This window comes from Solimonas sp. K1W22B-7, from assembly GCF_003428335.1.
In the GTDB taxonomy this organism is placed as follows: domain Bacteria; phylum Pseudomonadota; class Gammaproteobacteria; order Nevskiales; family Nevskiaceae; genus Solimonas_A.
Map to the genome: position 1 here is coordinate 1282489 of NZ_CP031704.1, position 25826 is coordinate 1308314.

The 25826-nt window shown below is 68.3% G+C and carries 20 protein-coding genes; 18 read left to right on the forward strand and 2 right to left on the reverse strand.

The window, feature by feature from the left end; genetic code table 11:
* Positions 1–161: 161 nt before the first annotated feature.
* The 11 genes from D0B54_RS06020 to D0B54_RS06070 all read left to right on the forward strand — a co-directional run bounded on the left by D0B54_RS06020 (position 162) and on the right by D0B54_RS06070 (position 13938).
* Complete coding sequence (locus tag D0B54_RS06020) at positions 162–746, forward strand: Maf family protein (RefSeq protein ID WP_117290150.1); 585 nt, start codon at positions 162–164, stop codon at positions 744–746.
* A complete protein-coding gene (rng, locus tag D0B54_RS06025; protein WP_117290152.1) occupies positions 743–2209 on the forward strand; it encodes a ribonuclease G in 1467 nt (488 codons plus the stop codon). The genes D0B54_RS06020 and rng overlap by 4 nt, the downstream gene beginning before the upstream one ends.
* 203 nt (positions 2210–2412) lie before the next feature.
* On the forward strand, positions 2413–6204 hold the full coding sequence (locus D0B54_RS06030; RefSeq protein ID WP_117290154.1) for a YhdP family protein: 3792 nt from the start codon (positions 2413–2415) through the stop codon (positions 6202–6204).
* Between the two features lie 201 nt (positions 6205–6405).
* On the forward strand, positions 6406–7224 hold the full coding sequence (locus D0B54_RS06035) for a carbon-nitrogen hydrolase family protein (RefSeq protein WP_117290156.1): 819 nt from the start codon (positions 6406–6408) through the stop codon (positions 7222–7224).
* A gap of 12 nt (positions 7225–7236) precedes the next feature.
* Positions 7237–8685 (forward strand): metalloprotease TldD, encoded by a 1449-nt coding sequence (gene tldD / locus D0B54_RS06040; protein WP_117290158.1) that lies wholly within the window; start codon positions 7237–7239, stop codon positions 8683–8685.
* The gene (locus D0B54_RS06045; RefSeq protein WP_117290160.1) at positions 8682–9143 is read left to right on the forward strand and encodes a hypothetical protein; all 462 of its coding nucleotides are present in this window, start codon (positions 8682–8684) and stop codon (positions 9141–9143) included. Before tldD ends, D0B54_RS06045 begins: the two co-directional genes overlap by 4 nt.
* A gap of 42 nt (positions 9144–9185) precedes the next feature.
* Positions 9186–9761, forward strand: coding sequence for a 16S rRNA (guanine(966)-N(2))-methyltransferase RsmD (gene rsmD / locus D0B54_RS06050; protein ID WP_117290162.1), 576 nt, complete (start codon positions 9186–9188; stop codon positions 9759–9761).
* 40 nt (positions 9762–9801) lie between these two features.
* Positions 9802–10296 carry a pantetheine-phosphate adenylyltransferase gene (gene coaD / locus D0B54_RS06055; RefSeq protein WP_117290164.1) on the forward strand — a complete coding sequence of 165 codons (495 nt, stop codon included), beginning with the start codon at positions 9802–9804 and terminating at the stop codon, positions 10294–10296.
* Between the two features lie 701 nt (positions 10297–10997).
* On the forward strand, positions 10998–12383 hold the full coding sequence (locus D0B54_RS06060) for a WS/DGAT/MGAT family O-acyltransferase (protein WP_117290166.1): 1386 nt from the start codon (positions 10998–11000) through the stop codon (positions 12381–12383).
* The gene (locus tag D0B54_RS06065) at positions 12380–13162 is read left to right on the forward strand and encodes an SDR family NAD(P)-dependent oxidoreductase (RefSeq protein ID WP_117290168.1); all 783 of its coding nucleotides are present in this window, start codon (positions 12380–12382) and stop codon (positions 13160–13162) included. Before D0B54_RS06060 ends, D0B54_RS06065 begins: the two co-directional genes overlap by 4 nt.
* A 59-nt stretch (positions 13163–13221) precedes the next feature.
* Positions 13222–13938 (forward strand): hypothetical protein, encoded by a 717-nt coding sequence (locus D0B54_RS06070; protein ID WP_205527287.1) that lies wholly within the window; start codon positions 13222–13224, stop codon positions 13936–13938.
* A 94-nt stretch (positions 13939–14032) separates the two neighbouring features.
* On the opposite strand, the gene D0B54_RS06075 is transcribed toward D0B54_RS06070, so the two are convergent.
* On the reverse strand, positions 14033–15079 hold the full coding sequence (locus D0B54_RS06075) for an AraC family transcriptional regulator (RefSeq protein WP_117290170.1): 1047 nt from the start codon (positions 15077–15079) through the stop codon (positions 14033–14035).
* Positions 15080–15344: 265 nt separating this feature from the next.
* Here D0B54_RS06075 and D0B54_RS06080 point away from each other — a divergent pair, with 265 nt between their 5' ends.
* From D0B54_RS06080 to D0B54_RS06105, 6 genes are all read left to right on the forward strand, one after another.
* Positions 15345–16112: a 3-hydroxyacyl-CoA dehydrogenase gene (locus tag D0B54_RS06080; RefSeq protein WP_117290172.1), complete on the forward strand. Its 768-nt coding sequence runs from the start codon at positions 15345–15347 to the stop codon at positions 16110–16112.
* Positions 16113–16321: 209 nt separating this feature from the next.
* Positions 16322–17530 (forward strand): acetyl-CoA C-acetyltransferase, encoded by a 1209-nt coding sequence (locus D0B54_RS06085; protein WP_117290175.1) that lies wholly within the window; start codon positions 16322–16324, stop codon positions 17528–17530.
* Between the two features lie 29 nt (positions 17531–17559).
* On the forward strand, positions 17560–19719 hold the full coding sequence (locus tag D0B54_RS06090; RefSeq protein ID WP_117290177.1) for a 3-hydroxyacyl-CoA dehydrogenase NAD-binding domain-containing protein: 2160 nt from the start codon (positions 17560–17562) through the stop codon (positions 19717–19719).
* Positions 19720–19753: 34 nt separating this feature from the next.
* Positions 19754–21232: a coniferyl aldehyde dehydrogenase gene (locus D0B54_RS06095; RefSeq protein WP_117290179.1), complete on the forward strand. Its 1479-nt coding sequence runs from the start codon at positions 19754–19756 to the stop codon at positions 21230–21232.
* A gap of 38 nt (positions 21233–21270) precedes the next feature.
* On the forward strand, positions 21271–22071 hold the full coding sequence (locus D0B54_RS06100; protein WP_117290181.1) for an enoyl-CoA hydratase-related protein: 801 nt from the start codon (positions 21271–21273) through the stop codon (positions 22069–22071).
* An 8-nt stretch (positions 22072–22079) separates the two neighbouring features.
* The gene (locus D0B54_RS06105) at positions 22080–22337 is read left to right on the forward strand and encodes a helix-turn-helix domain-containing protein (protein ID WP_162932240.1); all 258 of its coding nucleotides are present in this window, start codon (positions 22080–22082) and stop codon (positions 22335–22337) included.
* A gap of 362 nt (positions 22338–22699) precedes the next feature.
* Here the strand turns inward: D0B54_RS06105 and D0B54_RS06110 are convergent, their stop codons facing one another.
* The gene (locus tag D0B54_RS06110; protein ID WP_162932241.1) at positions 22700–23329 is read right to left on the reverse strand and encodes a TetR/AcrR family transcriptional regulator; all 630 of its coding nucleotides are present in this window, start codon (positions 23327–23329) and stop codon (positions 22700–22702) included.
* 107 nt (positions 23330–23436) lie between these two features.
* On the opposite strand from D0B54_RS06110, the gene D0B54_RS06115 reads away from it, so the two are divergent.
* Entirely contained in the window at positions 23437–25815 is a 2379-nt protein-coding gene (locus D0B54_RS06115) for a hypothetical protein (RefSeq protein ID WP_117290187.1), read from the forward strand.
* Positions 25816–25826 lie beyond the last annotated feature (11 nt).

Below are 25826 nucleotides of genomic sequence, written 5' to 3' on the forward strand. Positions count from 1 at the left end.
ACCCTACAGTCTGCTGGCGACAAGGTGGGTGAACTGAACGACCAGGTCGCGAGTCCCACGGGGATTTCCTTCGGTCACAAGCTCACTCCTACCATCGTCGGTTACGTTCATTTCGTCGGAGGCGGGAGCTTTTCCCGGGCCGGCGGGGCAGAATCGCGCCCATGACCGACTTTTATCTTGCTTCCCGTTCACCCCGGCGCCAGGAACTGCTGCGGCAGCTGGGCCTCGATTTCGAGGTGTTGCCGGCTGACATTCCCGAACAGCCCGGCGCCGCCGAAGCTCCTGCCGACTACGCGCTGCGCATGGCGCGCGACAAGGCGCTGGCCGCGCAGGCGCAGGCGCCGCTGCCGCTGCCGGTGCTGGGCGCCGACACCGACGTGGTGCTGGACGGCCGCATCCTCGGCAAGCCGCGCGACCGCGCGCACGCGCTGGAGATGCTGGCGGCCCTGGCGGAGCGCGAGCACGAGGTCTATTCGGCGGTGGCGGTGGTGCAGGGCGCGCGCGTGGCAACCGCGCTGTCGGTGACGCGCGTGCGCTTCGGCGCGGTGTCACCCAGCGCCGCCGCGGCCTACTGGGACAGCGGCGAGCCGGCGGACAAGGCCGGTGGCTACGGCATCCAGGGCCTGGGCGCGCAGTTCGTGCGCGAGATCCAGGGCAGCTACAGCGGGGTGGTGGGGCTGCCGCTGTACGAGACGGTGGAACTGCTGGGCGCCTTCGGCATCGGCACCGGGACGGTGACTCCGTGAGCACCGAGATCCTGGTCAACATCGGCCAGCAGGAAACCCGCGTCGCCCTGGTCGAGGGTGGCGCCACGCAGGAAGTGCACATGCAGCGCGCCTCGCGCCATGGCCTCACCGGCAACATCTACAAGGGCGTGGTGCAGCGCGTGCTGCCCGGCATGCAGGCGGCCTTCGTCGAGATCGGCCTGGAGCGCACCGCCTTCCTGCACGTGGCCGACATGCTGCCTTCCACCGGCGGCAACGGTCATGCGGCGGAACTGCCGCCGATCACCCAGCTGGTCCTCGAGGGACAGCAGGTGCTGGTGCAGGTGGTCAAGGACCCCATCGGCAGCAAAGGGGCACGCCTCACGAAGCTGCTGTCCGTGCCCTCGCGCTACCTGGTGCTGCTGCCGCACGAGCGCAATGTCGGTGTCTCGGCGCGCATCGAGTCGGAGTCGGAGCGGCAGCGCCTGAAGGGCATCCTCGACCAGGCGCAGAAGGAGCTGGCGCCCAACTTCGGCGTGATCGCCCGCACCGCGGCGGAGAACGCCGAGGCCGGGGCACTGGCCGACGACCTGCGCTTCCTGCTGCGCCTCTGGGCCTCCATCAGCGAGCTGTCGCTGACCGCCAAGGCCGGCACCATGGTGCATGGCGACCTGCCGCTGTCGATGCGCATCCTGCGCGACCTGATGGGCACCGACGTCGAGCGCATCCGCATCGACAACGTCGCCGAGTTCCACCGCGTGCAGCAGTTCGCGCAGATCTTCGTGCCGCATGCGGCGCCCAAGATCGAGCTGTACCAGGGCAAGGCGCCGATCTTCGATCTCTATGGCGCCGAGGACGACATCAGCCGCGCGCTGGACCGGCGCGTCGAGCTCAAGTCCGGCGGCCACATCGTCATCGACCAGACCGAGGCGATGACCACGGTCGACGTCAATACCGGCGCCTATACCGGCCACCGCAACCTGGAGGAGACGGTCCTGAAGACCAACCTCGAGGCGGCGCAGGCGATCGCGCGCCAGCTGCGGCTGCGCAATCTCGGCGGCATCATCATCCTGGACTTCATCGACATGAGGTCCGACGACCACCGCGCCCAGGTGCTGCGCGCGCTGGAGCGGGCCCTGCTCGGCGACCATGCCCGTACCCAGGTCTATCCGTTCTCGCCGCTGGGCCTGGTGGAGATGACACGCAAGCGCACGCGCGACTCGCTGGGCCACATCCTCTGCGAGCCCTGTCCGACCTGCGAGGGCCGCGGCACGGTCAAGACGGTGGAGACCGTGTGCCACGAGATCGCGCGCGAGGTGCAGCGCGCGGCGCGGCAGTTCGAGGCCAAGGGTTTCCTGGTGCTGGCGGCGCCGGACGTGATCCAGCGCCTGATCGGCGAGGAATCGCTGGGCCTGGCGGAACTCGAAGCCAGTCTCAACCGTCCCATACGCCTGCAGTCCGAATCCGCCTACGGCCAGGAAAGCTTCGACGTGGTGCCGCTGTAACGCGGCGCCACGGCCGCCGGGCGGCTGCAAAGAGCTGTTTTTCCGTCGTTTGCTGCGGGGTGCATGCTCTACAATATGCGCTCGCGGGGATATTTTTTGTTCGTGTTCCGCATGTTTTGTAAATAAAAAGTCACATTTCTCCGTCGTCCCCCTCCGCCCCGCGGTGTTCACCAGCCCAGCTTGATGTCTGACGCAGTCTCCTGATGGAACGGGTAAGGCGCCGCTATTGGACCTGGGCAGTGACCCTGTTCGCCGGCACGGTGATCTTTGCCGCGGCCATCAGCGGCGTGTTCCAGCTGGCCGTGCTGGCGCTGCCCAGCTACCGCGAGGAAATCTCCGCCTGGGTGACGCGCGTCGCCGACCGTCCGGTGGATATCGGCGGCATCGGCCTGGTCTGGCGTGGTGTCTACCCGCGGCTGGATCTCACCGACATCACGCTCTACGACGAGGACGGCAGCGAGGCGCTGACCGCCGACCGCGTCAGCCTGGGGTTCTCCAGCACGCGCCTGCTGCTGGGCGAGCTGATGCCCACCCGCATCGAGCTCAATGGCCTGAGCCTGGCCGCGGACATCGACGAGGAGGGCCGTCTCAGCGTCGCCGGCTTCGATGCCCTGGGCGGCGAGGCCTTTCCGAAGAACGATCGCCTGCTCAAGGAGCTGCGCCGCTTCCAGCGCGTGCGCCTGCGCAACTGCGAGGTGCGGTTCACCCACGCCGGCCTGGGCCGCAGCCCGCTGGAGTTCACCCTGGTCGACGGCGAGATCGACCGTACCCGTTCCGGTTTCGACGCCGAGGCCGACATCAAGCTGCCGCCGGCCTACGGCGAGCGCGTGGATCTGGCTGCCAGCATCGACGGCGACATCGCCGACCCGCGCAGCTGGAGCGGCGATTTCAGCGCCGAGATGCTGCGCCTGGCGCCGCAGGCCTGGCTGCGCAACTGGCTGCTGCCGGGTGCCCAGGTGCAGGCGACGGAACTGGGCCTGCACGCCGAGGGTGAACTCGGCCAGGGCCGCCTGCAGAAGATGCAGCTGCGTGCCGAGAGCGATGCCTTCGTCGTCGCCCGCGCCGGGCGCGCCTGGCAGGGCAAGGAGCTGGATGCCGAGGTCACGGTTGCTGCCGACGGCGCCGGCTGGCGCCTGGACATCGACCACTTCGAGCAGGACGACCTGCCGCTGCTGCGCGGCGGCCTGCGTTACCGCCGGCTGGCCGATGAAGGCTACGAACTGGACGCCGACGTCGACGACCTGCAGCTGGGCCGCCTGACGCCCTGGCTGGCCTACCTGCGCGCCGCGCCGCCGGAACTGCGCCGCGCCGCTGGCCTCGGCGGCGAGCTCGATGGCCTGGTGCTGCGCCTGCGCAAGGCCGGCGACGGCCTGCACTATTCGCTGCGCTCGGACTTCCGCGACATCGCCCTGGCCGCCGATCCCGCCCTGGGCCTGCGCAAGCTCAATGGCCAGTTCAGCACCACCGAGGCCGAAGGCCGCCTGAAGCTGGCCGGCACGCCGGTGGAGCTGCGCCTGCCGCGGCTGTTCGCGGCGCCGTTGCCTTTCGATGCGCTGTCGGCGGAACTGCAGTGGCAGCGCACGGCCGCGGGCTGGACCCTGCGCGCGCCCGACTTCGCCTGGCGTCTGGCGGGCAGCAAGGGCAGTGGCCGCCTGGAGCTGCAGCTGCCGCAGGACGAGGCCGCGGCGCCGGTGATGGACCTGGCGGCGCGCTTCAGCGCCGACGACGCCACCGCGCTGAAGCCCTGGATGCCGCTGCACTGGGGCGAGCACACCCGCGAGTGGCTGCAGCGCGCGATCCAGGCCGGGCGGGTGCCGCGCGCCGACCTGTTGATCCGCGGCGCCCTGCCGGACTTCCCCTTCACCAGGAAGAACGATGGCGAATGGAAGCTGGACATCGACGTCAGCGGCGCCCGCCTCGCCTATGCCCCCGACTGGCCGGCGCTGACCGACGTCGACGCCCATCTGGCGTTCCGCGGCAATGGCCTGGAAGTCCGTGCCGATTCGGCGAAGATCTCCGGCAACCAGGTAGACCAGGCGCGTGCCGTGATCGCCGACTTCCACGACAGCCTGCTGCAGGTGGACGGTTCGGTGGCCGGCGAGACCGCACGCTTCTACGACTTCCTGCGCAACTCGCCGCTGCGCCACAACCTCGCCGGATTGATCAACCGCACCCGCGCCTCCGGCCCGGCGCGGGTCGGCGTGCATCTGGACATCCCGCTGCACAAGGTCGACGACACCCAGGTCTCCGGCACGGTCGGCCTGGACGGCGTGCAGCTGTTCTACGAGGGCCTGGAGCAGCCGGTCGATGACATTCGCGGCGAGCTCAGCTTCACCGGCCACGGCCTGCAGTCGCCGCACCTGGACGCGCGCTTCAGCGACCTGGTGCTGGATGCACGCATCGAGCCGCGCCCGAAGACCGCGGGCGTGGTGGTGGTGGAGTTCCCGTTTGCGCCGAAGGCTTCCGGCGGCGTCAGCGACTTCATCCCGGACATCGTCCGCGGACGCCTCAGCGGCGAGTCGCGCTGGCGCGCCGAGCTGCCGCTGGATGCCGCCGACGCCGCACTGGTGCTGAACAGCGACCTGCGCGGTACCGCCGTGCAGCTGCCGCCGCCGCTGGGCAAGCTGGCGGCGGAAACCTCGCCGATCCGCCTGAGCCTGGGCTCCGACGCGACCGCGCCGCTGCGCATCAAGCTCGACTACGGCCAGCGCCTGGGCGTCGATGTCGCCTATGCCCGCGAAGGCCAGGCGGTGAAGCCGCGCGCCGCGCAGCTCAGGCTGGGCGGCGGCATGCCGCCGCCCGCCGAGGGTCGCGGCATGGTCGTCAGCGGCGACCTGCCGGAGCTGGAGGTAGGCCTCTGGGGGGCGGTGCTTTCCGCGCCCGGCCCTGGCGCAAGCGCCGGGGGCAAGGCGGGGGGAATGGAGGGCCTGGCGCTGCGCGAGGTCGATCTCAATGTCAGCCGCTGGCTGTTCGACGACGCCATCGTCGGGGCGGCGCGCATGCGCTGGACGCCGACCCCCGAGGGCTGGCGTGCCGAATTGGGCGGCGACGGCGTCGAGGGCGAGCTGCGCTACGCCCAGGCGGGTGCCGGCGCACTCAGCGCGCGGCTCAAGCGCCTGAGCCTGCAGGTGCGCCCGCCGCCCGCCATCGCCAGCGGCGCGCAGGCGGAACCCAGCCCACGCGATCCGCGGCAGTGGCCGCTGCTCGACTTCGACGTCCAGCGCCTGCAGGCGGCAGACCTGGAGCTGGGTCGCCTGCAGATGCGCAGCTCGCGCATCAGCGACGGCCAGCGGCTCGACCTGATGTCGATCTCCGGCGGCAAGCTCAGCCTGGACGCCAGCGGCAGCTGGCAGCGCAATGCCTCGGGCTCGACCGCCACGCTGAAGTTCGAGCTGGCCAGCCCGGAGGTTGCGGCGGTGCTGCAGGCGCTGGGTTACAACCCGACACTCAGTGCCAAGTCCAGCCGCTTCACCGGCGAGCTGGGCTGGACCGCCGCGCCACGGCTGGACTGGCAGCAGGCCAGCGGCCGCATCCGGCTGGACGTGGAGAACGGCGCGCTCAAGGCAGTGGAGCCGGGCGCCGGGCGCGTGCTCGGCCTGCTCAATCTCTACGCCATTCCGCGGCGCCTGCTGCTGGATTTCCGCGACGTGGTCAGCTCGGGCCTGGGCTTCGACAAGCTCAGCGGCAGCTTCCAGCTCGGCGAGGGCCAGGCGCGCACCAGCGACATGGAAATCCGCAGCACCTCGCTGCGCATGGAAATCCGTGGCCGCATCGGCCTGGCGGCACGCGATCTCGACCAGGCGATCAAGGTCTACCCGGACGTGTCTTCCGGCGTCACCCTGGGCGCGGCCCTGCTGGCCGGTCCCGCGGTCGGCGCGCTGGTGCTGGTGGCGCAGCAGGTGCTGGACAAGCCGATCGAGCAGGTGACGCAGCTGAGCTACCGCGTGACCGGCAACTGGGACAACCCGCGCGTGGAGCGCGGTTCCGGAAACTAGGACCTGCTAGCCTAAAAAATCAGCAGTCCGCAAATGAACGCAAAGAACGCAAATAAAAGCATGCGTTGCTGCCGCTACGGTGGCGCGCCTCCTGGTGCAGCCAGAGGGTGGCGTTTCTTGTTGATCCATTCGCGTTTATTTGCGTTCATTTGCGGACCAATTGTTGTTTCTGGCGCTAAGAGTCCCTAGGACGGAGAGCACATGAACCCGGCGATCGCGGCAATCCAGATGAACAGCTCCGACCGGCTGTCGGAGAACCTCGCGGTGGCCGAGCAGATGCTGCGCGAGGCCGCGCGGCAGGGCGCCTGGCTGGCGGTACTGCCGGAGAACTTCGCCTTCATGGGCGCGCGCGAGCGCGACAAGCTGGCGCATGCGGAACTGCCGGGCAAGGGGCCGATCCAGGCCTTCCTGTCGGCGATCTCGCGCGAGCTGCGCCTGTGGGTGGTGGCCGGCACCATCCCGCAGGCGGTGCCGGAAGACCCCGAGCGCGTGCTGGCCGCCAGCCTGGTCTATGCCGCCGACGGCACGCTGGCCTCGCGCTACGACAAGATCCACCTGTTTGACGTGGAAGTGCCGGGCGGCGAGAGCTACCGCGAGTCGCGCAGCATCCGCCCCGGCGAGCCGAACACCGTGGTCGCCGCCACCGCGGTCGGCAATGTCGGCCTGTCGGTGTGCTACGACCTGCGCTTTCCCGAGCTGTATCGCCTGCTGGCCACCGCCGGCGCCGACATCCTCTGCGTGCCCTCGGCCTTCACCGCCAGGACCGGCGAGGCGCACTGGGAGACGCTGCTGCGCGCCCGCGCCATCGAGAACCAGTGCTACGTCGTGGCGCCCAACCAGTGGGGTGAGCATGCCGGCGGCCGCCGTACCTGGGGCCACAGCATGATCGTCGGCCCCTGGGGCGAGGTGCTGGCCTGCCAGGACGACGGCAGCGGCGTGGTGCTGGCGCGGCCCGACCGTGCCGCGCAGGCGAAGCTGCGGCAGGATTTTCCGGTGCTGTCGCACCGCCGGCTGGCGTGAGACCATGAAACCATGACGAATACACCCATCGCTGTCGCACGCCAGACCCTGCTGGAACCCACCGGCCTCGACGACTCCGCGCTGATGCACCTGCTCGACGGCCTGATGAAGCCGGGCATCGAGGAGGCGGACCTGTACTTCCAGCATTCGCTGACCGAGGCCTGGTCGCTGGAGGACGGCATCATCAAGAGCGGCTCGCACCACGTCGAGCAGGGCGTGGGCGTGCGCGCCGTCGCCGGCGACAAGCAGGGCCTGGCCTACTCCGACGAACTGCGCCTGGAGGCCCTGAGCGATGCCGCCGGCGCCGCCGGTGCGATCGTGCGACAGGGCCAGCAGGGCGCGGTGCAGGCCTTCAGCCGCGGCGTGCTGCCCAAGCCGCTGTATCCCGCGGCCAACCCGATCCAGTCGATGGCCACGCCGGAGAAGCTGGCGCTGCTGCACCGCGCCGATGCCGCCGCGCGCGCCGCCGACAACCGCGTGCAGCAGGTCAACGTCAACCTCGCGGTGAACTTCGAGACCGTGCTGATCGCGGCCACCGACGGCACCCTGGCCGGCGACGTGCGCCCGCTGGTGCGCATGGACGTCAGTGTCATCGTCGAGCAGGGCGGCAAGCGCGAGCAGGCCCATGCCGGCAGCGGTGGCCGCGGCAGCATCTCCGACTTCCTCGGCGGCGAGCAGCCCGAGCAGCTGGCGCTGCAGGCCGTGCGCCAGGCGCTGGTGCAGCTCGACGCGGTGCCGGCGCCGGCCGGCACCATGACCGTGGTACTCGGCCCCGGCTGGCCCGGCGTGCTGTTGCACGAGGCGGTCGGCCACGGCCTGGAGGGCGACTTCAACCGCAAGGGCACCTCGGCCTTCTCCGGCCGCATCGGCCAGCAGGTGGCGTCACCGCTGTGCACCATCGTCGACGACGGCACCCTGCTCAACCGCCGCGGCTCGCTGAGCATCGACGACGAGGGCACGCAGACGCAGTGCACCACGCTGATCGAGAACGGCATCCTGCGCGGCTACATCCAGGACAAGCTCAATGCGCGCCTGATGGGCGTGCGACCCACCGGCAACGGCCGCCGCGAATCCTATGCCGCGCTGCCGATGCCGCGCATGACCAACACCTACATGCTGCCCGGCCCGCACGATCCGCAGGAGATCGTCGCTTCGGTCAAGAAGGGCATCTATGCCGTCAATTTCGGCGGTGGCCAGGTCGACATCACCTCCGGCAACTTCGTGTTCTCGGCCAACGAGGCCTACCTGATCGAGGACGGTCGCATCACCCGCCCGGTCAAGGGGGCCACGCTGATCGGCAATGGCCCCGAGGCGCTGAACCGCGTCAGCATGGTCGGGCATGATCTCAAGCTCGACAGCGGCGTCGGCATCTGCGGCAAGGATGGCCAGAGCGTGCCGGTGGGCGTCGGCCAGCCGACCCTGAAGATCGACGGCCTCACCGTCGGTGGCACGCAGGGATGATCCGGCTGCGCTTCGAAAGCCGCCTCGCCGCGCCGGCGCAGGATGTGCTGGCCGAGGCGCTGACCATGCGCGGCGTCAACGCCGAACTGATGCCGCTGTTGCGCATGAGCTATCCGCGCGAGGCGGAGAACTTCGACCTGCAGCAAGCCCCGGTCGGCCAGACGCTGTTCCACAGCTGGCTGCTGCTAGGCGGCCTGCTGCCGGTGGACCGGCACTCCCTGGCCTTCGAGACGCTGCATGCCAATGGCTTCGACGAGCGCTCCACGTCCTGGGTGCAGCGCGTGTGGATCCATCGCCGCCGCGTGATCGAAAGCGGCAAGGGCTGCATCGTCAGCGACGAGCTGGAATTCCAGCCGCGCCTGCCGCTGGGCGCCACGCTTCCCGCCGCCCTGGCCAGCCGCGTGTTCAAGCATCGCCATGCCCGCCTGCGCAAGCGCTACGGCCTGCTGTCCGACTGAAGGCGGTTGACCGGACTGCCGGTTCTTGTTTAATTGGCAGCCATGGCGAAACGGCCTCCAGGGAAATTGCGGATCATCGGTGGGGAGTGGGGTAGCCGCATCGTCGAGTTCGACGGTGACAGCGGCGCCCGCCCGACCCCCGACCGCGTGCGCCAGACGGTGTTCGACTGGCTGGCGCCGACCATCCAGGGCACGCGCTGCCTGGATCTGTTCGCCGGCAGTGGCGCGATGGGCATGGAGGCCTTGTCGCGCGGCGCCGCGCATTGCACCTTCGTCGAGAATGGCAACCGCCAGGCCACGCTGATCAAGGCCGCGCTGCTGCACTTCAAGGCGCCCTCCACGCGCTGGGACGTCACCGGCATGGACGCGGTGTATTTCCTCGACCAGAGCTGGCACCGCTACCACGTGGTGTTCCTCGATCCGCCCTATGCCAGCCCGCTGCTGGATCGCGCCCTGCAGGAACTGCCGCGCGTGCTGGTGCAGGACCAGAACCGCATCTACCTGGAATGGCCCGACGGCAAGCCGCCGGTACTGCCGCCGGGCTACGAACTGCTGAAGGAAAAACAGGCCGGTCAGGTATGCTTCGGCCTGGCGCGCTACCAGCATCCCCCCAAGTAAACCCGTCGTCCGTACGGCGACGTCTCCACCCGAGAAACGCATGCCCGTCACTGCGGCTTACAGCGGCACCTTCGACCCCATCACGCTGGGTCATTCCGACATCATCACGCGTGCTTCGAAGATGTTCCCGAAGCTGATCGTGGCGGTCGGCTACAACATCGCCAAGAATCCCAAGTTCAGCCCCGACGAGCGCGTCGCGCTGATCCGCGAGGTGGTGCGCGACCTGCCCAACGTCGAGGTCAAGAGCTTCAGCGGCCTGGTGGTGGACTTCGCCCGCGAGAACGGTGTCACCGTGCTGGTGCGCGGCGTGCGCACGGTGGCCGACGTGGAGTACGAAAAGCAGATGGCGGTGATGAACCGCGATCTCTACGCCAACCTCGACACCGTGATGCTGGCGCCGTCGCCGGAATACGCCCACCTGTCGTCCTCGCTGGTGCGCGAACTTGCGGGCCTGGGTGCGCCGGTGGAGAAGCTGGTGCCGAAGGCGGTGGTGCCGGTGCTGTTGCAGCGGTTTGGGCGCGACGGGAAAAAGTGATCTGCCCTAAATGGCAGATCATCCCGTCGCGCGCCCGGCCATGGATGGCGTCACCGCTTGTCCCTTTCTCCTTGCTGACAGAAGTTCGGGTATCTAACCCTTTGCCGTGATTGTAGGAGCGAGCTTGCTCGCGACTCCGTTCGATTCTCACCGAACCGTTCATCCCGAGTGCCGCGTAGCGGTGTATCGAGGGACGCGCACAGCTGGTGGTGCCGGCGACTACGCCGGTCAGGGTCTGTTGTCCTCTGGAGGTTTATTTCGCCCAAGGGCGAGTTACTTCTCTTTGATATACGTCAAAGAGAAGTAACCAAGAGAAAACGTACCCTTGTATCGGCGCCCCGCTGAAGCGGGGTTCCCCGCCCAGTGGTCGGTCGCCGAGGGGTCGGACACACAGGCCATCCATGGCCTGCGTGTCCTCGGCCGGACCTCCTGTCCGGCTCGACCCCTGCGCCCGACCCCTGTGCGGGCGCCGCTACGAGGGAACCCGGAACATCAAAAGCATTCGCCTTGCTCACCAAGACTTCGGAAGAGGAGTCGGTTTCGGGCGTTAAACGATTGGCCAATTCGATCGGCGATCCAAAGTCGCTTCTGTCTGTGCGCCTCCTCCACCTGTCCCAATCTATCAATCCACTGGCCGCGCCTCCCATTGGTTGCCCCTGAGCCGCCCTTCACCATGGCGGCGAACTCAGGGAGAGAGCGGGATGGCGACACTGATCAAGCCGAACGACGCTGCATGGCTGTACATGGAGAAGAGCGAGATGCCGACGCACATCGGCTGCCTGGCGATCTTCTCGCTGCCGCCGGATGCGCCTTCGGATTTTCTGCTGCAACTGGCGGCGCGCTTCCGCGCCACGCGCATCTTTGCGCCGCCGTTCAACTACCGCCTGCAGCGTGGCGCGCTGCGGCGCGTGCTGCCGGCCTGGGAGGAGCTGACGGCGGAGCAGATCGACCTGGACTACCACTTCCGCCACTCCGCGCTGCCGCAGCCGGGCGGCGAGCGTGAGCTGGGTACGCTGGTCTCGCGCCTGCATTCCTACCCGCTGGATCGCCGCCGCCCACTGTGGGAAGTGCACCTGATCGAGGGGCTGGAGAACCGCCGCTTCGCGCTCTACACCAAGATGCACCACTCGCAGGTGGATGGCGTCGGCGGCGCGCGCCTGATCCAGGGCACCATGTCGCCCGATCCGGATGCGCGCAACTGCGCGCCACCCTGGGAAGGGCGCAAGGGTGACGCCCGCCGCGAGCGGCCCAAGGCACCGCCACTGCGGCAGATCCTGCGAGAGCAGATGGATGCGCTGGTGCCGGCGGTGAAGACCCTGGTGGCCAAACCTGCAGTGGAGCACCTCGACGAAACCGCGCGGCCCTTCGTGGCGCCGATGACGCCTTTCAACGGCCGCATCCATGGAAAGCGCCGCTTCGCCACGCAGAACTACGAACTGGACCGCATCAAGCGCGTGGCCCGCGCCGCCGGCGTCACGCTCAACGACGTGTTCATGGCGCTGTGCTCGGGCTCGCTGCGGCGTTATCTCGGGGAACTGGGGCAGCTGCCGGAGGCCTCGCTCACCGCCGGCATGCCGGTGTCGGTGCGCCCGGCCGGCGACGAGTCCGTGGGTAACGCCATCAGTTTCATCCTGGCGCAGCTGCATACCGAGATCGCCGATCCGCGCGAGCGGCTGATGGCCTGCCATGCTTCGGCGCAGGCGGCCAAGCAGCCGCTGCTGCAACTGCCCAAGGCGGCGATCAATCACTACACGATGATGCTGATGACGCCGCAGATGCTGCAGGTGAGCCTGGGCCTGGGCGGCTACACGCGGCCGATGTACAACCTGATCATCTCCAACGTGCCGGGGCCGGCCGAGACGCTGTACCTCAACGGGGCGCGGCTGGAACAGATCTACCCGATCTCGCTGCTGTTCAACGGCCAGGCGCTCAATATCTCCGTGGTCAGCTACGGCGGACGCTTCAACCTCGGCTTCACCGGCTGCCGCGACAGCCTGCCCAGCATGCAGAAGATCGCCGTCTATACCGGCGAGGCGCTGGAGGAACTGGAGCGTGTGCTGGGTATCGGCGCGGAGAAGGCGGCATGAGCAAGGAGACGGTCCTGATCACGGGCGCCTCCGCCGGTATAGGCCTCGCATTGGCCGAGGAATTCGCCGCCAACGGCCATCCGCTGGTGCTGGTGGCGCGTTCCGCCGGCAAGCTCAAGGAGATCGCCGCCGACCTGCGTGAGCGCCGCGGCGTTGCCTGCGAGTGGATCGCGGCCGACCTGTCGCAGCCACAGGCGCCGCAGCAGCTCTACGACGAAACCGTCCGCCGCGGGCTGTCGGTGGGCATCCTGGTCAACAACGCCGGCGTGCTGTGGGAAGGCGAGTTCGACTCCATCGCACTCGAAAATCACCTGGGCCTGGTCCAGGTGAACATCGCCGCGCCCACCGCGCTGGCGCATCTGTTCCTGAAGCCCATGCTGGAGCGCCGGGCGGGGCGCATCCTCAACATCGCCTCCACCTCGGCCTTCAACCCGGTGCCCTCATTGGCGACCTATGCCGCCAGCAAGGCCTACCTGATGTCCTGGAGCGAGGCGCTGGCGCTGGAGACGCGCGGCCGCGGCGTCACCGTGACGGCGGTCTGCCCGGGTTTCACCGAGACCGCGATGATCGCGCCGGAAGGCCGCAAGCCCATGACCCTGCCGCTGGTGCCCAACCTGACGCCGCAGCAGGTGGCGCGCGAGTCCTACGAGGCCTGCATGGCGGGCAGGGCCTTGCGCGTCAACGGCCTGATGAACCGTCTCGCGATCGAAGGCCTGCGCCACCAGCCGTTCTGGCTGCGGCGCGAGCTGGTGGGCCTGATGGAGAAGTGGGGTATCTGAGGCCCACGGCGGCACCATTGTCCGCTACAGTTTCACCGGCCCCTGCCGGAGCGACTCGCGTGATTGCCAAGCAATATCCCGCCGCATCTCCCCACGATCCCATTCGCGAGCTGTTTCCCGGTGTCTGGTGGGTGCACGGCAGCGTCCGTGTCGGCCCTGGGCTGAGCATGAACCGCAACATGCTGATCCTGGCGCAGAAGGGCGAACTGACGCTGGTCAACCCGGTGCGCCTGCAGGACACCGAGCTGGCGCGCCTGGAGCAGCTGGGCCGCGTGCGCCACGTGCTGCGCCTGGGCGATTTCCACGGCATGGACGACGCCTTCTACATCGACCGCTACGGTGCCGAGTTCTGGTGCCAGCCGGGGCAGGAGACCTACAAGCTGCCGGAGCCGCGCCATGCCATCACCGCGGCCACGGCACCGCCGCTGCGCAATGCGCAGTTCTTCGTGTTCGCCACGGCGACGTGTCCGGAAGCGGCCCTGCTGCTGCGCGATCACGGCCTGCTGATCACCACGGACGCTTTGCAGAATCACGTCGACTGGAGCTACTGCACGCTGCCGACGAAGCTGGTGCTGCGAATGCTGGGCTTCCATATCGGCCTGCTGATCGGCCCGCCCTGGCGCAAGCGTGTGACGCCCAAAGGCGGCAGCCTGCGCGGCGATTTCGAGAAGCTGCTGGAGCTGGACTTCGATCACCTGATCGCCGCGCACGGCGGGCTGCTGCGCGGTGGGGCCAAGGCCGAGGTGCGCCGGGTGGTCGAGGCGACCTTCGGGTAAAAACAGCTGAAGTCTTTCGTAGGAGCGACGCAAGTCGCGATCTCTGGGCTGGGAAAAGATCGCGACTTGCGTCGCTCCCACAACAGCGGCTCCGTTACTCCACGCCCGCTACTTCCGCCCCCGGCCGCTTCGACTGCCGGTAAGCGGTCGGCGACATGCCCTTCCAGCGCTTGAAGGCGCTGATGAAGGCGGCGGGCTCGGTGTAGCCCAGGCGGCTGGCGATCTCGGCCAGCTTCATGTGTGCGGAGAGCAGCAGTTCCTCGGCCAGCGCCTGGCGCACTTCGTCGACCAGGGCGCGGAAGGTGGTGCCTTCCTCGTCGAGCCGGCGGCGCAGGCTGCGCGAGGCCATGTGCAGTTCCTCGGACACCGCTTCCAGCGAGGGCATCTCGCCGGGGTTGCGCAGCAGGCGGTCACGGATCTGGCCGGCAAGTCCTGAGCGCACACGGCGCTTGGCCAGCAGCTGGCGGCACTGTTCCTCGCACATGCGCGCCATCATCGGGTTGGCCTGCGGCAAGGGCGTGTCCAGGTCCTTGGCGGCGATCTGGATGGCGTTGAGCGGCGCGTCGAAGCTGGGGCGCACGCCGCAGATGCGGTCGAAGCGCCAGGCGTAGTCGGGGCGCGGGAAGCGGAACTGTGCGGCACGCCCGGGGAAACCGCCGGGGCGCATTTCCCAGGCGGCATTGGCCCAGGCGGTGAAGTCGCGCTCCACCAGGAACTGCCGCACGTCGTCCGGCACGTTGCTGTCGTCCAGGATGATCAGCAGGTCCTTGCCGACGTTCTCCAGGCGATAGCGCGCGAAGGCGTAGCTCAGGTCCAGGTAGCGCACCGCGATCTCGGCGGCGCTGCGGAAGGTGGGGCTGCTGAGCAGGGCGAAACCCCAGATGCCGTAGGCGGACAGGTGATAGCGCAGGCCGGCATCCAGTCCCAGGCCCTGGCTCGCCACCGGCCCCAGGCCGCGCAGCAGGTTGCGGATCAGCTGCAGTTCCTGCTCGGCGGTGATCTCGGTGGCCGGGTTGGACAGCGTCGCGGCGTCGATGCCGGTATCGCGCAGGCAGTCTTCCACCGGCAGGCCGCGCTCGGCGCCGAGCCGCGTGAGCAGCTGCGCGCTGATGACCGGACGGCGTACGTCGACGACGGACATGGAGGGCTCCGGGACGATCCTGAGGGTGTCTTGGCCGCAATTATCAGTCAGTTGGCCGAAAACGTCATTTCTACGACTTTTCCCTCGGAGATGGCGCCCGGGAGCCCGGATTCGAGGTCGTCATCTGGCCGCAATCATTAACTGTTTGTCCCTTCTGCTCATTCCCGGGGGATGGCGACGGGCGGCAGCATTCGGGTCATGCGAACACAGGCCGGCCTGCCGCGATCCCGCGGCTCGCCGGCGTCTTCTTATTGGGGAGCTTTGGATGCAAGTGGAAAATCGTGTCTTCCTTGTCACCGGTGGTGCATCCGGTCTGGGTGCCGCCACCGCGCGCGCCCTGGTGGCGCGCGGCGGCAAGGTGGTGATCGCCGATCTCAACGACAAGCTCGGTGCCGCGCTGGCGCAGGAACTGGGCGCCGGCGCGCGCTATGCCCACGTCGATGTCGCCAGCGAGGCCGACGTGCAGCAGGCCGTGGCCCTGGCCATCGCCGAGCTGGGCGGCCTGCATGGCGCGGTCAACTGTGCCGGCATTGGCGCCGCCGAGAAGGCGCTGGGCAAGGAAGGCCCGCTGGCGCTGGACCGTTTCGCGCGCATCATCAACGTCAACCTGCTGGGCAGCTTCAACGTCATCCGCCTGGCCGCGCATGCCATGAGCCTGCAGGTGCCCGATGCCGAGGGCGAGCGCGGCGTGATCATCAACACCGCCTCGGTCGCGGCCTTCGACGGCCAGATCGGCCAGCCGGCGTACTCCGCCTCCAAGGCCGGCGTGGTCGGCATGACGCTGCCGCTGGCGCGCGAGTTCGCGCGCATCGGCATCCGCGTGATGACCATCGCTCCCGGCATCTTCGAGACGCCGATCCTCGCCGGCCTGTCGCCGGAAGCACTGGATTCGCTGAACAAGTCGGTGCCGTTCCCGCCGCGCCTGGGCCGCCCACACGAGTTCGCGCAGCTGGCCGTGCAGATCGTGGAGAACACCATGCTCAACGGCGAGTGCATCCGCCTGGATGGCGCCATCCGCATGGCGCCGCGTTAGCCGATCCATTCCCTCTCCCGCTTGCGGGAGAGGGGCAGGCGAGGGCATGGATGCCCGAGGTAGGGCAATGCATGGAGCAATTGCCGAGGAGAGGGTTGCTGTAACGCTCGAGAGATTCACAGAAGCCCTCTCCCGGCCTCCGGCCACCCTCTCCCGCCAGCGGGAGAGGGGACAACTTCAAGATTTCCATTTCTTAACCAGAGAACACCATGACCGAAGCCTTCATCTACGACCACGTCCGCACCCCCCGCGGCAAGGGCCGCGCCGATGGCGCGCTGCACGAAATCACTCCGCTGCAGCTGGGCACCCAGGTGCTGCAGGCCCTGCGCGATCGCAGCAGGCTCGACACCTCGCTGGTGGACGACGTGATCATGGGCATCGTCTCGCCGGTGAGCGAGCAGGGTGCGGTGCTGCCGCGTTCGATGGCGCTCAACGCCGGCTACGCCGAGACCGTGTCCGGCGTGCAGGTCAACCGCTTCTGCGGCTCGGGCCTGGAAGCCGTGAGCCTGGCGGCGGCGCGCGTGATGTCCGGCATGGCGCCGGCGGTCATCGGCGGCGGCGTGGAGTCGATGTCGCGCGTGGCGATGGGCTCCGACGGCGGCTCCTGGCCGACCGACCCGTCCTTCGCGCCGCGCGTCAACTTCGTGCCGCAGGGCATCGGTGCCGACCTGATCGCGACCATCGACGGCTACTCGCGTGAGGACGTGGATGGCTTCGCCGTCGAGAGCCAGCGCCGTGCGGCGCAGGCCTGGAAGGAAGGCCGGTTCGCCAGGTCGATCCTGCCGGTGCGCGACGTCATCGGCCAGATCGTGCTGGACCGCGACGAGCACATCCGCCCCGGCACCACGGTGGCCGACCTGGGCAAACTCAAGGCCTCGTTCGAGATGCTGGGCCAGCAGGCCGGCTTCAACGCCGTGGCCATGCAGCGCTATCCGCAGGTGGAGGCGATCAACCACGTCCACACCGGCGGCAATTCCAGCGGCATCGTCGACGGCGCCTGCGGCATCCTGATCGGCAGCAAGGAATTCGGCGAGAAGGCCGGACTCAAGCCGCGCGCGCGCATCCGCAGCTTCGCCGCCATCGGCTCCGAGCCCTGCATCATGCTGACCGGCCCGGCCGCCGTATCGCTCAAGGCGCTGAAGCTCGCCGGCATGGATGTGAAGGATATCGACCTGTTCGAGATCAACGAGGCCTTCGCCTCGGTGGCGATGCGCTTCATGCGCGCGCTCGACATCCCGCATGAGCGCGTCAACGTCAACGGCGGCGCCATCGCCATGGGCCACCCGCTGGGGGCCACCGGCGCCATGATCGTCGGCACCGTGCTCGACGAGCTGGAGCGCAGCGGCAAGTCCACCGCCCTGGCCACGCTTTGCGTCGGCGCCGGCATGGGCAACGCCGCCATCATCGAGCGCATCTGAAGCGCCCCCAGACTTACGGAATTCCTGAAATGACCACTTCGCTGAAATTCGACATCGACCGCAACGGCTTCGCCGTCCTCACCATCGACGTGCCCGAGCGCCCGATGAACGTCATCACCCCGGAACTGACCGCCGAGCTGGCGCAGGCCGTGGAGCGCATCGCCACCGACGCCGCCATCAAGGGCGCCATCATCACCTCCGGCAAGCCCGGCGCCTTCGTCGCCGGCGCCGACCTCAAGGACCTGGTCACCGCCTTCGACAAGGGCATCGACGCGCTCGAAGGCTCCAAGTCCTCCCACGAGCTGTCGGCCCTGTTCCGCCGCATGGAAACCTGCGGCAAGCCCTTCGCCGCCGCGATCAACGGCCTGGCCCTGGGCGGCGGCCTGGAGCTGTGCCTGGCTTGCCACTACCGCGTTCTGGGCGACGATCCCAAGACCGTCATCGGCCTGCCGGAAGTCAGCGTCGGCCTGCTGCCGGGTGCCGGCGGCACCCAGCGCCTGCCGCGCCTGATCGGCATCCCCAACTCGCTGCCGTTGCTGCTGCAGGGCAAGCAGGTGCAGCCGGCCGAAGCGCTGAAGCTCGGCATCGTCCACGCCGTCGCCGCGCCGGACCAGCTGCTGGAGAAGGCCCGCGAGTGGCTGCTGGCCACGCCCAGTGCCGAACAGCCCTGGGACAAGAAGAACTTCCGCATCCCCGGCGGCGCCGGCCCCATGGCCGCGCACGCCAGCCAGACTTTCGTCGCCGGCAACGCGCTGACCTCGGCCAACACCCACGGCAACTACCCGGCGCCCAACGCCATCATGTCCTGCGTGTTCGAGGGCACCCAGGTGTCGATCGACACCGGCCTGCGCATCGAGAGCAAGTACTTCGGCAAGCTGCTGTCCGGTGCCGTGGCGCGCAACCTGATCCGCACGATGTTCATCAACAAGGGCGCCGCCGACAAGCTCGCCAGCCGCCCCAAGGGCGTGCCGAAGTCCAAGGTGCAGAAGCTCGGCGTGCTCGGCGCCGGCATGATGGGCGCGGGCGTGGCGCATGTCAGCGCCAAGGCCGGCATGCAGGTGGTGCTGCTCGACTCCACCCTGGAGCAGGCCGAGAAGGGCCTGGCCGGGATCAAAGCGCTGCAGGCCAAGGACCTCGCCAAGGGCAAGACGACGCAGGACAAGATCGACGCGATCCTGGGCCGCATCAAGGCCACCGCCGACTACGCCGACCTGGAAGGCTGCGACCTGATCGTCGAGGCCGTGTTCGAGAAGCGCGAGATCAAGGCCGACGTCACCGCCAGGACCGAGGCCGTGATCCCCGAGACCGCGACCTTCGGCTCCAACACCTCGACGCTGCCGATCACCGGCCTGGCCAAGGCCTCGAAGCGCCCGACGCAGTTCATCGGCATCCATTTCTTCTCGCCGGTCGAGAAGATGCCGCTGGTCGAGATCATCCTCGGCGAACAGACCTCCGACGAGACCCTGGCCAAGGCCCTGGACTACGTCGGCCAGATCAGGAAGACGCCGATCGTGGTGCGCGACTACCCGGGCTTCTACACCAGCCGCGTGTTCGGCACCTTCTGCTCGGAAGGCCAGCGCATGCTGCTCGACGGCATCGAGCCGGCGCTGATCGACAACGGCGCCCGGCTTGCCGGCTTCCCGGTCGGTCCCCTGGCCGTGTCCGACGAAGTCACCATGTTCCTGCAGCAGAGCATCTACAGGCAGCAGGAAGCCGACAACCTGCCGGAGAAGTACCGCGGCAAGCTGGGTCGCCCGGTGGTCGACAAGATGGTGGACGAACTCAAGCGCCCGGGCCGCCGCTTCGGCGCCGGCTTCTACGACTACCCGGAGGGTGGCGCCAAGAAGCTGTGGCCGGGCCTGAAGGACGCCTTCCCGCTGAAGGCCGAGCAGCCGGACGTGTCCGAGATCAAGGCGCGCTTCCTGACGATCATGGCGCTGGAGACGGCGCGCTGCTTCGAGGAGGGCGTGATCGCCAGCCCCATCGACGCCGACATCGGCTCGATCCTCGGCATCGGCTATCCGGCCTGGACCGGCGGCACGCTGTCCTACATCGACACGCAGGGCCCCAGGGCCTTCGCCGACGAGTGCTCGCGCCTGGCCGCCTCCTGGGGCCCGCGCTTCGAGCCTTCCGAGTGGCTGAAGGCGCGCGGCGCGTCCGGCGAGCTGTTCTACGCCAGCAAGGGCTGAAAGGGCCTGCGCCACAACGAGGAGGAATCGTCCCATGTCCGCTGCTGCTGAAACCCTTGCAAGGCTGGTCGCCGCTCCGGCGAACGACAACGCGCTGCTGAGCCTGCTGGCGCGCCAGCGTGCGGCATTCGGCGCACGGGGTGAACCCTCCTCGCTGGCCGAGCGCCGCGAGATGCTGCACAAGCTGGAGCAGGCGCTGATGGACCGGCGCCTGGCCCTGGCCGATGCCATGGCCGCGGACTTCGGCGGCCGTGCGCGCCAGGAGTCGATGCTGGAACTGTTCGTGGTGATCGACGACCTGCGCTACGCGCAGGCCAGGCTGAAACGCTGGATGCGTACGCGCCGCGTCTCCGCCAACTGGCAGTTCCAGCCGAGTCGCGCGGCGCTGATGCCGCAGCCGCTGGGCGTGATCGGCGTGATCGGTGCCTACAACTACCCGGTGATGACGACGCTGTCGCCGGTGGTGGGCGCGATCGCGGCCGGCAACCACGTGATGATGAAGCCTTCGAGCCTGACGCCGCACAGTACCGAACTGATGCGGCAGATCGTCTCGGAGCTGTATCCGGAGGAACAGGTGGCGGTGGTCACCGGCGACAGCAGCGTGGCCAAGCAGTTCTCCAAGCTGCCCTTCGACCACCTGGTGTTCACCGGCTCCACGCGCGTCGGCAAGCTGATCATGCGCGACGCCGCCGAGAACCTGGTGCCGGTGACGCTGGAGCTGGGCGGCAAGTGCCCGGCCATCGTCGGCGAAGGCTACGACCTCAAGGTCGCCGCCGAGACCATCGTGCAGACCAAGTTCCTCAACGCCGGCCAGACCTGCGTCACCGGCGACTACGCCCTGGTGCCAGAGGCTGCGGTGCCGGAGTTCCTGGAGCATGCGCGCGCGGCGATCCGCCGGTTCTATCCGAAGCTGGTGGACAACCAGGACTACGGCCGCGTGCTGATCCGCAGCGACTGGACGCGCCTGTCGGACTGGGTGGAGGAGGCCAAGGGTCGCGGCGCGACCGTGGAGACCTTCAACCCGGCCAACGAAAGCTTCAGCCCCGACAACCGCGTATTCCCGCCGACCCTGGTGTCGGATTGCCCCACCGATACCACGCTGTGCCGCGAGGAGATCTTCGGGCCGGTGCTGCCGGTACTGGGCTACAAGTCGCTGGACGGCGCGATCGCGCACGTCAACGCCGGTGACCGTCCGCTGGCGCTGTACTTCTTCAGCAACCGCGGCGCCGAGGTGGAGCGCGTGCTCAGGCGCACCCTTTCCGGCGGCGTCAGCATCAACGGCTGCGGCTACCACGCCATCCAGCACAACCTGCCTTTCGGCGGTGTCGGCGCCAGCGGCATCGGCGCCTACCACGGCCAGGCCGGGTTCGACCGCTTCTCCCATCTCAAGCCCGTGCTGTTCATGAGCAAGCTGACCAAGGCCAGCGTGTTCCTGCGCCCGCCCTTCGGCGTGCTCGCCGCCTGGGTGCTGGGCTTCATGCTGCACAACCGTCCGCGTCGCGAGGAACTCTGATGACACAGTCCGCCGTTATCCAGGAACCGGGGAGTTCCATGAATTTCCAGAACATCCTGTACGCCGTCGACCAGGGCGTCGCCGTGATCCGCTTCAACCGTCCCAAGGCGCTCAACGCCATGACGATGGACCTGATGGGGGAACTGGGGCAGGCCTTCGACGCCGCTGCCGCCGACAAGGCGGTGCGCGTCATCGTGCTGACCGGTGAAGGCCGTGCCTTCTCCACCGGCGCCGATCTCGCCGCCACCGGCGACAAGCCGCCGCTGGACCTGCAGGGCCGCCTGGACCTGGGCTACGTGCTGGATCGCTACTACAACCCGCTGATCCTGAAGATGCGCGAGCTGCCCAAGCCGATCATCTCCGCGGTCAACGGCATCGCCGCCGGCGCCGGCGCCAACCTGGCGCTGATGGCCGACCTGACGGTGGCGGCACGCTCCACGTATTTCCTGCAGGCCTTCGTCAACGTCGGCCTGATCCCCGATGCCGGCGGCACCTGGATCCTGCCGCGCGCCATCGGCCCGCAGCGCGCCATGGGCCTGGCCCTGAACGGCGACAAGCTCCCGGCGCAGACCGCCAAGGAGTGGGGCCTGATCTGGGACGTGGTCGACGACGCAGAGCTGATGCCTGCCGTGATGGCGATGGCGCAGCGTTTCGCGGCAGGTCCGGGCGTGGCGATCGAGCGCATCAAGCAGGCGATCCACGCCGCCGCGCAGAACGACCTGGGCAAGCAGCTGGACCTGGAGAGCGACCTGCAGCGCGACTGCGGACGCTCGCAGGATTTCATGGAAGGCGCGATGGCTTTCGTGCAGAAGCGCAAGCCGAACTTCAAGGGGCGTTGATGATGGACATGAACATTTCTTCCCAGGGCCAGCGCGCGGAAGCTCCGCGCATGGGCGGCGCGGCGATGCCGATAATGGAGCCGTTGACGCCGCGCGAGCGCGAGGTGCTGCACTGCCTGTCGCAGCGCATGATGGACCGCGAGATCGCGGCTTCGCTGCAGGTGTCGATCAACACGGTGAAGCACCACCTGCGCAACATCTACTCCAAGTTCGGCGTCGGCAGCCGGCGGCGCGCGGTGGAGTTTTATCGCACGACGGCTGCCTGAGTTTCAGGGCGACCCTCTTCTCTCCCTCTCCCGCTGGCGGGAGAGGGTTGGCGAGGAGATGGATCCCCGAGGTAGGGCAACGCATGGAGCAGTTGCCGAGGTGAGGGTGGTGCTCTCTGGAACTCGCCGCGCTGAATCAGTAGTGCCGGACTCATGCTTAAAAAAACGGAGTTCCGTTAGGAACCTCCGCTTCCTCGCGCTAAAATGCTCGCCAGGAGGATTGCGTCCGAAGTTCAAGCCTTTCTCGCCATCTGGCGCGCAGAGACAAGAGGTGACGCCATCCATGGCGGGACCTCAGCGACCTGAATGACCCCCAGCCCGGCCATCCATGGCCGGGCGTTCAGCAATGCAGGCAATGCCATTTAGGCATTGCCAAAGCGCATTGCTTCACCCAGAAACCCCGCCATCGCCGCCACCGCCGCATCGCGGTAGGCCGGCGTGATCTCGCCGTGCTCGAAGAAGGAGCGGCGGAAGCAGGCGGTGCCGATGTCGGCGGACAGCGTGGTCAGGTCCGGTGGCCCCTCGGGCAGCAGGCCGCCCTGGTACCAGACCTTGCGGCCGAGATTGCCCAGCCGCTTGTTGGTCTGTTCCTGCGCGCGGTAGCTGTCGTCGGTTACCGCGCCGCCCAGGATCAGCAGCCGTGCCGCGGGGTGCGAGTTGTGGAAGCTCACCGCGTGATCCACCACCGCCGCGATGCCCTCGCGCCAGCCGATGCTGCGCAACTCCTCGGCGCGTGAATAGAACACCGCTTCCAGCTGCACCAGATAGCGGCCGACCAGCTCGTTGAGGATCGCGTAGGGCGTGGGGAAGTAGGCGTAGACGCTGCCGCGCGTAAAGCCCAGGCGCTCGGCGAGGGCCGGGATCGAGAAGCCGGACAGTCCCTGCTCGACCAGCAGGGTTTCGGCCTCCTGCAGGATGCGATCGAAGCGGTCCTTCGCGCGCTGCTGCGTGGGGTGCCGGGCCACGGCCAGCGGATCGAGTGCGTCGTTCATGTTGCACCCAGCATAGCGGCCCTTGCAGAAGTTGACAAATGTCAATACATGGATATATTGACAGAAGTCAAATAAAACCCAGGTCATGAACTGTTGGAGGAGACAGCATGAACCACGGCAAGAACCGGCCGTTCCTGCTGGCCGGCGCCCTCAGCGCTGCGCTCCTGTCTGCTTGTGCGCCAGGCCGCAGTGACCCGGTAGCGGGCGGCGGTGGCGGCTCCGCGCGCAGCATGGAGGAACACTTCAGCGGCCGTGTCCAGCCCAACCTGGATTTCTGCCGGACCTGCCATGTCCCCGGCGGTGTCGCCGACGTGGAGAACGGGCATGACTTCATGCTTTCCAGCAGCCGCTCGCAAGACCTCGCCAATCTGCGCGCCAGCTGGGAGCGCCTGGGCCGGAACAACCCGACCTCGCGCATCCTGCTGATGTCCTCCGGCCAGGAGATGCCGCATACCGGCGGCGCGCCCTGGCCGGTGGGCAGCGCGCAGTACAGGAACATGGAGATCCTGCTCAAGTGCTTCGAGAATCCGGGCGCCTGCGGCGGGCTGCTCGGCGGCGGTCTCGACACCGGAGAGTTGCTGCCCCTGCTGGGCAGTTCGCGCGGGGGCCATCGCTGGTTCGACTACTGCGAGGGCAAGGACGATTCCGCCGTGTTGCCGGAAGACCCGCGCGCCCTGGTGCAGCCCGGCGTCAACGACGGCAAGGCGGTGTACTACAACGCCTGGTGGAAGGACTGCCACGCCGATCCTGAAGCGGTCAACGAACGCGCGCATCCGAAGAACTGCGGCGAGCTGCGCGCCAGCCATGACCGCGGCGCGGTGCTGATGAAGGGCCTGGGCAAGGTCGGCGCCGGCAGCTTCTTCGCCGCCACCGCTGAAGGCGGCCTGTTCTCGACCACGGCCGAGGGCTACAACACGCTCTGGCGCATCTGGGGGTTGTCCGAGCGTCCCGACAATTTCGACGAACTGGTGCGTGAGCGCTTCGGCCTGCCGCGCACGACCGAGCGCAGCCCCTACCCGCTGCCCGGCGAAGACCCGAACCTGAGCGATGGCGGCAGCGGCCAGTTGCCTGCCAGCCTCACCCAGACGCGTAGCGCCGATGGCAAGTGGAGCGGCCGTATCGGCCTGAACTGCCATGGCTGCCACAGCGGCCAGATCGGTACGCCGCAGGACGGTCCGGGGCTGGGCCTGGCCTATGGTTCCGGCAACCCCAACGGCGATGTCTCGGTAATCGCGCGCGACCTGGGCCTGACCGGCGCGCCGGCGATCTCCGCCTTCGCGCTGTTCAGCACCCAGCGCGGCACCAACAACGCCGCCTTCTTCAACATCGCCGCGCTGGGCGGCGTGCGGCCCGACCTGTCGCTGCTCGACACGCTGCGCTCCGGCTCCAATGCCTCGGGCGACAACCCGGCCTGGTGGAACATGGGCCACCGTCCGCTGAAGTTCTGGAATGGTTCTTTCCCTTCCGACGCGGTGCGCGTGGACCTGGCCTTCTTCACGCCGCTGGGCGGCGGCGATTCCGCCGGCTTCGTCAGCGAGCACGCGCAGGATGCCGATCACTGGGTGCTGGCGCAGAAGGCGCCGATGTACCCGAAGACGATCGACATCCCGCTGGCGGAGCAGGGCGCCATCCTGTTCCACAGCAAGGACCTCTGGGGCGAAGGCCTGGACAACCCGGCGCAGCGCCCGGCGGGAGGCAACGGTTCCTGCGCCAGCTGCCACGGCGCCTACTCGCCGCGCTTCGTGCATGACCCGGCCTACCTTGCCGATCCCGCACTGGAGGGCGTGGCCAGCTTCGTCGTGCCCAGGGCCGTGATCCGCACCGACTTCGCGCGCGCCAACACCGACAACGAGGGCGTGTCGCAGGCGCTGTCGCGCACGTCCATCGGCTACCCGGAAACTGCCGATGCCGGCCCCGGCCACGACTGCGGTGCGCAGACCCGTGCCGCAACGCGCGGCGCGGATCGCGAACTGGGCTACCTGGCACCGCCGCTATACGGCGCCTGGGCCACCGCGCCCTACCTGCACAACGGTTCGGTGCCGGATGCCTGGACCCTGCTCAAGCCCTCCGAGCGCCCGCGCCTCTGGCGCCGCGTCTCCACGCCGGCCCGCGCCGACCAGGCAGGCAAGGTGGTGATGGGTTTCGATACCGACATCGCCCGTGCCTACGACCCGCAGAAGCTGGGCTGGAATTACGAGGTCCTGTCCTGCGGCATGGGCACGATCCCCTTCCTGGATTGCGACCTGCTGAACCCCGAGGAGGATCCGCTGCTGCGCGCGCTGATCAACGCGCTCTACGGCAACCTTCTCGCCGCCTGGAACATCGGCAACGCCACCTCCCTGCTGCAGTTCACGCCGCAGCAGATCGAGGACCGCAAGATCTATAACAGTAATTATTTCAGCCAGGGCAACGAGGGACACGACTTCACCGCCGTGCTCACCGACCAGGAACGCCATGCGCTGATCGAGTACCTCAAGACGCTGTAAGCCCCGGAACA